The 9185-nt window shown below is 67.4% G+C and carries 8 protein-coding genes and 1 pseudogene; 5 read left to right on the top strand and 4 right to left on the bottom strand.

The features are described from left to right. Positions 1 to 105 (top strand): annotated as a pseudogene (locus tag ACTOWK_RS23345) (IS1595 family transposase); the annotation flags it as partial. A gap of 117 nt (positions 106 to 222) precedes the next feature. Here the strand turns inward: ACTOWK_RS23345 and ACTOWK_RS23340 are convergent. Beyond that, entirely contained in the window at positions 223 to 1800 is a 1578-nt protein-coding gene (locus ACTOWK_RS23340) for a M20/M25/M40 family metallo-hydrolase (RefSeq protein ID WP_441332465.1), read from the bottom strand. A gap of 307 nt (positions 1801 to 2107) precedes the next feature. On the opposite strand from ACTOWK_RS23340, the gene ACTOWK_RS23335 reads away from it, so the two are divergent. From ACTOWK_RS23335 to ACTOWK_RS23325, 3 genes are all read left to right on the top strand, one after another. Further along, positions 2108 to 3328: an acetylornithine/succinyldiaminopimelate transaminase gene (locus ACTOWK_RS23335; RefSeq protein ID WP_441332464.1), complete on the top strand. Its 1221-nt coding sequence runs from the start codon at positions 2108 to 2110 to the stop codon at positions 3326 to 3328. Positions 3329 to 3364: 36 nt separating this feature from the next. Beyond that, positions 3365 to 3781 (top strand): HIT family protein, encoded by a 417-nt coding sequence (locus ACTOWK_RS23330; protein WP_441332463.1) that lies wholly within the window; start codon positions 3365 to 3367, stop codon positions 3779 to 3781. Between the two features lie 123 nt (positions 3782 to 3904). Then, positions 3905 to 6019, top strand: a complete 2115-nt coding sequence (locus ACTOWK_RS23325) for a TonB-dependent siderophore receptor (RefSeq protein WP_441332462.1) — start codon at positions 3905 to 3907, stop codon at positions 6017 to 6019. Positions 6020 to 6183: 164 nt separating this feature from the next. On the opposite strand, the gene hemL is transcribed toward ACTOWK_RS23325, so the two are convergent. Further along, positions 6184 to 7467, bottom strand: a complete 1284-nt coding sequence (hemL, locus tag ACTOWK_RS23320; RefSeq protein WP_441332461.1) for a glutamate-1-semialdehyde 2,1-aminomutase — start codon at positions 7465 to 7467, stop codon at positions 6184 to 6186. Continuing rightward, a complete protein-coding gene (thiE, locus tag ACTOWK_RS23315) occupies positions 7460 to 8098 on the bottom strand; it encodes a thiamine phosphate synthase (protein ID WP_441332460.1) in 639 nt (212 codons plus the stop codon). The genes hemL and thiE overlap by 8 nt, the downstream gene beginning before the upstream one ends. A gap of 68 nt (positions 8099 to 8166) precedes the next feature. On the opposite strand from thiE, the gene ACTOWK_RS23310 reads away from it, so the two are divergent. Continuing rightward, positions 8167 to 8358: a rubredoxin gene (locus ACTOWK_RS23310; RefSeq protein WP_031374068.1), complete on the top strand. Its 192-nt coding sequence runs from the start codon at positions 8167 to 8169 to the stop codon at positions 8356 to 8358. 148 nt (positions 8359 to 8506) lie between these two features. On the opposite strand, the gene ACTOWK_RS23305 is transcribed toward ACTOWK_RS23310, so the two are convergent. Further along, positions 8507 to 8950, bottom strand: a complete 444-nt coding sequence (locus tag ACTOWK_RS23305; protein ID WP_441332459.1) for a DUF192 domain-containing protein — start codon at positions 8948 to 8950, stop codon at positions 8507 to 8509. Positions 8951 to 9185: the final 235 nt, after the last annotated feature.

The following is a 9185-nucleotide window of genomic DNA, read 5'->3' as shown; positions in this document are numbered from 1 at the left end:
CCGCGCAAGAATTTCTTCTTGTTCCTGAAAGAGTGCGAGTTCCGTTTCAACTATGGGACACCCCGTCAGCAGCTCAATACGCTGCGGGACTGGGTGGGGCTATAACTCTTATCTAGGACAGCCCCAAATATTTACCGCAATCGCAATCGCAATCGCAATCGCAATCGCAATCGCAATCGCAATCGCAAATTGCTGGCCGCTACCCCATCGAAGCCACAACAATCACTTAGGTTGCTTCAACGCCTCCGCCAGCGAATACAACAGGTCGACATAGAACTGCTCGGTCTGCACCAGGCCGGCGATCTTCGAGCCCTTCAAGGGTTCGATCACCATGTATTCGTTCGGCGCATGGGCGCCGCTGCCATGACCCAGGCCGCCGGCGATCATCGGCAGGCCCAGGGTTTGGGTGAAGACGTAGTAGGGGGCGCTGCCGCCGATGCGCGGGGCGACCGGCGGGGTGAAGCCGTGTTTGCGGTAGGTGCCGATCGCGGCGCGCGTCAGCGGGGCTTCGACCGAGGTCTGCGCCGGCGGGTAGCCCGACAGCTTGCGGATTTCGATGTCGTCGAAGCCCTTGGCGTCGAGCTGCTTGCGGATCAGGGCGACGGCTTCGTCGGGGGTCTGGTCGGGCACCAGGCGCGAATCGACCTTGGCCACGGCGCGGTGCGGCAGGATGGTCTTGACGCCTTCGCCCGTGTAGCCCGCGACCAGGCCGTCGATGTTGAGGGTGGTGTCGAAGAGTTCCGCGGCGCTGGCGTCGCGGTCGTTGCGGCCGTTTTTCCAGCGCGCGGCGGCGAAGGCGTCGAGTTGTTTCTGGGTGTCGCCGGCGCGCTTGGCCACCAGGCCGTTGAACAAACGCTGCTCTTCGACGTTCGGCGCGCGGATCGCGTCGCGATAGCCGGGCACGGCGATCTCGCCGTCGGGCGTGGTCAACGTCGCCAGGGCCTGCACCAGGCGCCAGCTCGGCGAGTCGAGCTTGGCCGCGAGCGAGCCGTGCACCTCGCTCTTCTGCGGGCCGCCGGTCTTGGCGTTGCCCTTGGCTTCCAGCTCCAGGTACAGGATGCCTTTCACGCCGAGGAACATCGAGGCTTCGCCGTCGCGGTCCTGGGTGTTCATCGGGAAGAACACGCCATTGGCCTTGCGCAACTGCGCCTCGTACTTGGCGACGACTTCGGGGTAATGCGGCGAGCCCAGTTCTTCTTCGCCTTCGGCCAGCACGATCAGGTTGACCGGCGGTTTGCCGCGCACCTGGATCACCGCGTCGAGTGCGTTGAGGAAGGCGCGCTGCGGGCCTTTCTGGTTGGTCGCGCCGCGCGCCATCAGCACCTTGCCGAGCTTGGGGTCGTCGACGAGCGCGCCGTCGAAGGCCTCGACCTTCCAGCCGGTGGGTTCGATCGGCTGCACGTCGTACATCATGTAGACCACCAGAGTGTGTTCGGCGCCGGCGTCGTAATAGCCGTAGACACCGGGGTGGCCGGAGGTCGGCACCAGCGCGGTATCGCGGAAGCCGAGTGCCTGCAGGTCGCCGCGCAGCAGTTCGGCCATCGCGTCGATGCCCTTGTCCTGGGCGCTGATCGAGGGCTGCTTGACCCAGCGCTGCAACTGGGCGAGGTCGGCCGCGCGCTGTTTTTCCAGATGCGCATAGACGTCGGCGTAGTCGCCGGTGAAGGCGGGCACCGAGGCGGCATCGAAGGCGGCGGTCTCGGTGATCGCGATCTTCGGCGGCGTGGCGCCGGCCTGGGCCAGGACCACGGCGAGCACGGCGGGAAGCAGGCGGACGGTGCGGTTACGGCGTGAACTCATGACGTTTCCTCATCGAAGAAGAGCATGGAATGTCCGGCGACGCGCCATCGCAGCGCCGACGCGTCGGTCAGGGTCGGCGCGAACCGCGCGGGAGGGAAGTGCCGCCGGCGTGTTGCGGTGTCGCGATCGGCGTCTTCGCCACCGCGGCGGCGAAGGCCCGCCGTGACCGGCGCCAGTCCGTCGGTGGTTCGATCCGCCCGGCGCGCAGCCGCCGAGCGCGCCCGGGAAATCCTGCCCCCGCCGCTGCACCCGCCGGCACGATGCGCGACAATGGGGTTCTTCTCCCTCGAACGCGACCGCCGCCCGCATGGACACCGCCTCGCTCTACGCCCTCTCCGAGCGCTATTACCTGCCCGTCTACCGTCCGCGCCGGATCGTGCTCGATCATGGCAAAGGCTCGCGCGTGTGGGACCTGGACGGCCGCGAGTACGTGGACTTCGGCGCCGGCATTGCGGTCAACGCGCTCGGTCATGCGCATCCGGCGCTGATCCAGGCGCTGACCGAGCAGGCCGGCAAGCTCTGGCATACCAGCAACGTGTTCATCAGCGAGCCGCCGTTGCGCCTGGCCGAGCAACTGGTGTCCGCGGCCGGTTTCGCCGAGCGCGTGTTCCTGTGCAATTCCGGCGCCGAAGCCAACGAGGCGGCGATCAAGCTGGCGCGCAAGTGGGCGACCGCGCAGGGCCGCGAGCCCGAGCGCCGGGTGATCTTGAGTTTCCGCGGCAGCTTCCACGGCCGCACCCTGGCCGCGGTCACCGCGACCGCGCAGCCGAAGTACCACGAAGGTTTCGAGCCGCTGCCGCCGGGTTTCCGCTACAGCGATTTCAACGATCTGGGGGCGGCCGAAGCCGCGATGGCCGCGGGCGACGTCTGCGCGGTATTGGTCGAGCCGGTCCAGGGGGAGGGCGGGGTGACGCCGGCCACGCAGGAATTCCTCAGCGGTTTGCGCGCCTTGTGCGACCGCCACCAGGCCCTGTTGATCCTCGACGAAATCCAATGCGGCATGGGCCGTAGCGGGCGCCTGTTCGCCTGCCACGGCTACGAGGTCGTGCCGGATGTGGTGACCCTGGCCAAGGCGCTCGGCAGCGGATTCCCGATCGGCGCCATGCTGGTCGGCCCGAAGGCGGCGCAGTCGATGCAGTTCGGCGCCCACGGCACCACCTTCGGCGGCAATCCGCTGGCCGCGGCGGTCGCGGGCGCGGCGCTGCGCGAGTTGAACTCGCCGGAGTTGATGGCCAACGTCGAACGCCAGGCGCAGGCGATCCGAGCCGGCCTCGCCGCGCTCGACGGCGAACTCGGCCTGTTCTCTGAAGTGCGCGGGCGCGGCCTGATGATCGGCGCGCAACTGCGCCCCGAACACGCCGGCAAGGCCGGCGAGATCCTCGACCGCTGCATCGAACACGGCCTGCTGGTGCTGCAGGCGGGGCCGGACGTGCTGCGCTTCGTGCCCGCGCTGAACATCGGCGACCAAGACATTGCCGACGGGCTCGCGCGCCTGCGCGCCGCGCTGTTGCAGTTCCTCGGGCGCTGATTCGATTACTCGCTTTGGGCGCTGACTTTGGGTGCGATGAGCGACTGCATCTTCTGCGCCATCCTCGCCGGCCACGCGCCGGCGAGCCGGGTCTATGAGGACGAAGTCGCGGTGGCCTTCATGGACCTGCGCCAGGCGGTCGAAGGCCACGTCCTGGTCGTGCCGCGCCGGCACATCGAGGATATTTATGCGCTCGACGAGGCCACCGCCGGCCATCTGATGGCGGTCGCGGTGCGCATCGCCAAGGTCTTGGCCGCCGAGGATCGGCCGGCCGGGCTCAATCTGTGGCAATCCAACGGCGAGGCCGGCGGCCAGGAAGTCCCGCGTGTGCATCTGCATGTGCAGCCGCGTCGCGAGCATGACGGCGTGCACCTGTATCGCGACGGTTTGCCGGCCCCCGCGGATCGCGCGGTGCTGGACCGATTGGCCGAGCGCATCGCGCGCCATCTCTGACGATTACCCATCGAAAACCGCGCCGGAATCGCCTTCGCAGGCAGTCCCGGCCGGTGCGGGCCTTTACGGTTCTTCACTAAACGATAATAATTCTCGTTTGCTTTAGACCCCGGAGTTCCCCGCATGACCCGCAGCCGTCACGTCCCGGTGCCCCTCGCCCTGGCCATTGGTTTTTGCCTGAGCTTTCCGGCCTTGGCCGAAGGCCCCGATGTCGCCGTCGATGCCGCCGACCAGGCCACGACGCTCGACCATATCGTCGTCCAAGGCGCGTCCATCGGCTACAAGGCCGGCAACGCCAGCACCGCGACCAAGACCGACACGCCGATTGCGGAAACCCCGCAGGCGATCACCGTGGTCACCCGCGAGCGCATGACCGACCAGGGCGCCTTGAACGTGCAGGACGCCTTGAACTACGCCGCCGGCGTGCGCTCGGACGCGTACGGCCTGGACTCGCGCGGCGACTGGACCTTGATCCGCGGCAGCTCGCCGCAGGAATATCTCGACGGCCTGCGCAGCAACTTCAACTACTACACCAGTTCCGCGCGCACCGATCCCTACATGCTCGAGCGCATCGAAGTGCTGCGCGGCCCGTCCTCGATGCTGTTCGGTCAAGGCAGCACCGCCGGCGTGATCAATCTGGTCAGCAAGCGCCCACAGGCGCAGGCGCAGCGCGAAATCGGCGTGCAACTGGGCAGCTTCGAGCGCCGCCAGGTCAACGCCGATTTCACCGGGCCGCTGACCGCCGACGGCACCTGGCTGTATCGCATCGTCGGCGTTTACCGCGACAGCGAAACCCAGGTCGACCAGGTCGACGACGACCGCCGCCTGATCGCCCCCTCGCTGACCTGGAAGCCTAGCGAAGACACCTCGCTGACCCTGCAATTGCGCTGGCAGCAGGACCGCACCGGTTCGACCGCGCAGTTCTTCGGCTGGAGCGGCCTGTTGGCGCCGAACCCGAACGGACGGGTACCGGCCAACCGCTTCATCGGCAATCCCGGCGACCATTACGACACCGACCGCACCAGCGCGGGCTGGCTGTTCGAGCATCGTTTCAACGACAACTGGACCGTGCGCCAGTCGTTCCGCGCCGCGCGCAACAAGGTCGACTACGCCAGCCTGTACGGCGACCCCTTCAGCGCGCCGCTGAATCCCTTCATCGATGCCGAGCAACGCGTCATCAATCGCGAGGGCTGGTTCGCCCTCAACAAGGTGCGGATGCAGAACCTCGACCAGCATGTCGAGGGCCGCTTCAAGACCGGCGCGATCGACCATCAGATGTTGCTCGGCCTGGATGCGGTGCGGTTCAAGCAGGAGGAAGCGCAGTTGTTCGACGGCTCGCCCTCGCGCGGCGGCACGGTGCCGCCGATCGATATCTACAGCCCGGTCTACACGCCGTACACGCCGCCGCCGTTCGGCCCGGCGGTCAACAGCAGCCAGCGCCAGGTCGGCGCGTATCTGCAGGACCAGATGCGCATCGGCGAGCATTGGATCGTCGTCGCCGGCTTGCGCCACGATCGCGCCAAGAGCGGGCTGGTCGGTGCCGCCGACGAGATCTCCAACGCCACCACCAAGCGCCTGGGCGTGATGTTCCACGATTGGGCCGGCTGGTCGCCGTACCTGAGCTACAGCGAGTCCTTCACCCCGGTGGCCGGCAGCAACGCCCTCACCGGGGCGCGTTACATGCCGCAGAAGGGCGAGCAGATCGAAGCCGGCCTCAAGTTCGAGCCGGCGGGGCGCGATTTGAGTGTCACCGCCGCGACTTACGAACTGCGCGAAGAAAACCGCCTGGTGCCCGATCCGGCCAACCACAACACCAATGTGCAGGCCGGCAAGACCAAGGTCAGCGGTTTCGAGCTCGAACTCACCGGCAAGCTGACCTCGAGCTTCGACATCACCGCGCACTACAACTATCTCGACAACGACAAACAGCTCGAAGCCACGCCACGACACCAGGCGGCGATCTGGGGCAAGCAGCGTTTCAGCATCGGCGGCCGCGACGGGTTCGCCGCGGGCCTGGGTCTGCGTTACATGAGCGCCTTCGACAGCCCGCCCGCGCCGAGCACGCCCTCGGTGACCCTGGCCGATGCGATGGTGTCGTTCGATACCGGCGCCTGGCGCTGGGCGCTCAACGTCAACAATCTGACCGACAAGCGCTATTTCAGCATCTGCATGGGCCGAGGCGACTGTTGGTTCGGCGCCCGCCGCAACATCGGCCTGAGCGCCACGCTCACCTTCTGACTGTTTCGGACAAGACAAAAGGCCGGCGAATTCGCCGGCCTTTTGTTTGCGCGTTCGCGGCGGCGTATGCCGCTAATCGCAACTCGCCCACATCCCGTGCCGTTCCCCCTTTGAAAAAGGGGGCAGGGGGGATTTGCTCTTGCCTCAGCCCGGGAGCGGAGGCCTTACAGCGTAGCGAACGTCGCCCGCGCCGCTTCGACGGTCTCGGCGATTTCCGCCTCGCGGTGCGCGCTCGACACGAAGCCGGCCTCGAACGCCGACGGCGCCAGATACACGCCGCGTTCGAGCATGCCGTGGAAGAAACGATTGAAGCGCTGGGTGTCCGAGCCCAGCGCATCGGCGAAGCTTTGCACCGGGCCTTCGCGAAAATACAGCCCGAACATGCCCGGCGCGCGGGTGGTGTGGAAGGCGATGCCGGCGGCCTTCGCCGCGTCTTCCAGGCCATCGCAAAGCCGATGGGTGCTGCGCTCCAGCGCGTCGTGGAAGCCCGGAGCCTGGATCAGTTCCAAGGTCGCCAGGCCCGCGGCCATTGCGACCGGATTGCCGCTGAGCGTACCGGCCTGATAGATCGGGCCGCTCGGCGCGACCTGGCTCATGAGGTCGCGGCGGCCGCCATAGGCGCCGACCGGCATGCCGCCGCCGATGATCTTGCCGAAGGTGCTCAGGTCCGGAACGATGCCGTAACGCTGCTGCGCACCGCCGAGAGCGACGCGGAAGCCGGTCATGACTTCGTCGAAGATCAGCAGCGCGCCGTGCTTCGTGCACAGCTCGCGCAGATGCTGCAGATAGCCGTCGAGCGGCAGGATGCAGTTGGCGTTGCCGACGATCGGCTCGATGATCAGGCCGGCGATCTCGTCGCCGACTTCGTCGAACAGGGCGGTCGCGGCGTCGAAGTCGTTATAGGGCAGGGTCAGGGTCAGGTCGGCGAGCGCCGACGGCACGCCCGGCGAATTCGGCAGACCCAGGGTGAGGGCGCCGCTGCCGGCCTTGACCAGGAAGCTGTCGCCGTGGCCGTGGTAACAACCTTCGAACTTGACGATGCGGCTGCGGCCGGTCGCGCCGCGCGCCACCCGGATCGCCGACAGCGTCGCTTCGGTGCCCGAATTCACCATGCGCACCATTTCGCAACTCGGCACGATGCGGGTGATCGCCTCGGCCATCGTCACCTCGAGCGCGTTCGGCACGCCGAAGCTGAGGCCGTGGCGCATGGTCTCGGCGACCGCGGCCAATACCTGCGGGTGCGCATGGCCGGCGATCATCGGGCCCCAGGAGCCGACATAGTCGATGTAGCGGTTGCCGTCGACGTCGTAGAGGTGGGCGCCTTGCGCGCGTTCGGCGAAGAACGGCTCGCCGCCGACCGACTTGAAGGCGCGGACCGGCGAATTGACGCCGCCGGGCAGCAGTTCGGACGCGCGGGTGAACAGCTCGTGGGAGCGGATGTTATTCATGGGGGGCTTCTTCGAAACAGGAAAGGTAGGCGCGCACCGCGGCGGCCGGGTCGGGGGCATCGAACACGCCGCTGATGACCGCCAGCAGGTCGGCGCCGGCATCGACGAGCGAGCGCGCATTGTCCGGGGTGATGCCGCCGATCGCCACCCGCGGCAGATTCAGCACCGCCGCTTGCGTCAACAACTGCGGCAACGCCCGCCGCGCCTGCGGTTTGGTCGGCGAGGGGAAGAAGGCGCCGAAAGCGACATAACTGGCGCCATGGGCCGCAGCGCTGCGGGCGAGTTCGATCCGGTCGTAACAGGACGCGCCGAGGATCGCCTCGGCGCCGAGCGCCCTTCGGGCTGCGTCGAGTTCGCCGTCGTCTTCGCCCAGATGCGCGCCGTCGGCGCCGATCTCGGCGGCCAGGCGCCAATCGTCGTTGACGATCAGCGGCACGCGATGGCGCCGACATACCGCCAACAAGGCCTCGGCCTGTTGCCGGCGCAGGCCCGCGTCGGCCGATTTGTTGCGGTACTGCAGCCACTGGGCACCGGCCGCGAGCACGGTCTCGACCCGTGCCGACAAGCGGCCGGTGTCGGCCTCGTCGGGCGTGATCGCGTACAGACCGCGGCGCGGCCAAGGAGAATTCATACTTCGGCTTCCGTCGGGGAGGGCGGGGTGTGACAATGCGCGTCCCGCAATCCCCGCATTATCCGCCCATGTCCGAGATCGCCGCGACCACCGCCTACCGCACCTGGATGTGCGTCGTGTGCGGCTTCATTTACGACGAAGCCCAGGGGCTGCCGGAAGAGGGCCTGGCCCCGGGAACGCGCTGGGCCGACGTGCCGGACACCTGGACCTGCCCGGATTGCGGGGTGACCAAGGACGATTTCGAGATGATGGAAGTCTGAGGCACCGCTGCGCGGGCTATCCCGCGCATGGCCGGTTGGCGCCGGCATCAGCGCTTCATCGATATTGCAGCCGGGCCGCCGCGCCCGAACCCCAGGTTCCCCTGCGTCGCGGGGCCTGCCCAGCCTGGCGTGACCGCGCCGCCCGGCCTCATTCGATCCCCGGCCCGAACTTCAGCTCGATGCCGTCGTGCAGGTTCAGCTGCGCCGCCTGGCCGGCATTGAGTTCGAGTACGTATTTCGCCGGCGCCGCGCTCGGATAAGGCGGGCAGGCATCGCCGCCCGAGCACGGCGGCACCTCCCGGCGTTGCGACACCAGCCGCCCGCGGCCGTCGAAATAGAGGATGTCGAGCGGGATCCGCGTGTTCTTCATCCAGTAGGCCAGAGGCTGTTCGCGGTCGTGCACGAACACCATGCCCCGGTCGGCGGCCATCTCGTCGCGGAACATCAGCCCGCGCGCCCTGGATTCATCGTTGGCGGCCACTTCCACCGTATAGCGGTGGCCCGCCAGTTCCACCCAGGACTCGCCGGCATCGGACGCGCAGCCCGAAACGAGCAGGCTCAGGCAAACGATGGCTGTACGTAGCGTCGACATGGCGCTGATCCCTACGGTTGGACAATGCCTTCGAACATCGCGGAAGCCTCCTGCGCTCGTCAATACGAACGCAGCGGTTTCTTTTCGTGATCCTCTTCCCAATGCGTATTCATGTATGCATAATGCGCGGCCCCGCTGAGCAGATGCATCGCACGGCGGGGACGCGCAGAAGCGGCGGTTTCGACAGGTGTTGACGGTCTGAAACATTGCTGTAAGATGCGCGGCCCGCTGACCG

This window comes from Lysobacter sp. CA196, from assembly GCF_052078695.1.
Taxonomy (GTDB): Bacteria; Pseudomonadota; Gammaproteobacteria; order Xanthomonadales; family Xanthomonadaceae; genus Lysobacter.
The sequence above is the reverse complement of the archived record's forward strand: the minus strand, read 5'-3'. Positions and strand labels throughout refer to the sequence as shown.

Excerpts from the sequence above, each read along its gene's own strand:
- thiE (WP_441332460.1), bottom strand. The coding sequence starts at position 8,098 with ATGAATTCTCCTTGGCCGCGCCGCGGTCTGTACGCGATCACGCCCGAC.
- ACTOWK_RS23310 (WP_031374068.1), top strand. The coding sequence starts at position 8,167 with ATGTCCGAGATCGCCGCGACCACCGCCTACCGCACCTGGATGTGCGTC.
- ACTOWK_RS23325 (WP_441332462.1), top strand. The coding sequence starts at position 3,905 with ATGACCCGCAGCCGTCACGTCCCGGTGCCCCTCGCCCTGGCCATTGGT.
- hemL (WP_441332461.1), bottom strand. The coding sequence starts at position 7,467 with ATGAATAACATCCGCTCCCACGAGCTGTTCACCCGCGCGTCCGAACTG.
- ACTOWK_RS23335 (WP_441332464.1), top strand. The coding sequence starts at position 2,108 with ATGGACACCGCCTCGCTCTACGCCCTCTCCGAGCGCTATTACCTGCCC.
- ACTOWK_RS23330 (WP_441332463.1), top strand. The coding sequence starts at position 3,365 with ATGAGCGACTGCATCTTCTGCGCCATCCTCGCCGGCCACGCGCCGGCG.
- ACTOWK_RS23340 (WP_441332465.1), bottom strand. The coding sequence starts at position 1,800 with ATGAGTTCACGCCGTAACCGCACCGTCCGCCTGCTTCCCGCCGTGCTC.
- ACTOWK_RS23305 (WP_441332459.1), bottom strand. The coding sequence starts at position 8,950 with ATGTCGACGCTACGTACAGCCATCGTTTGCCTGAGCCTGCTCGTTTCG.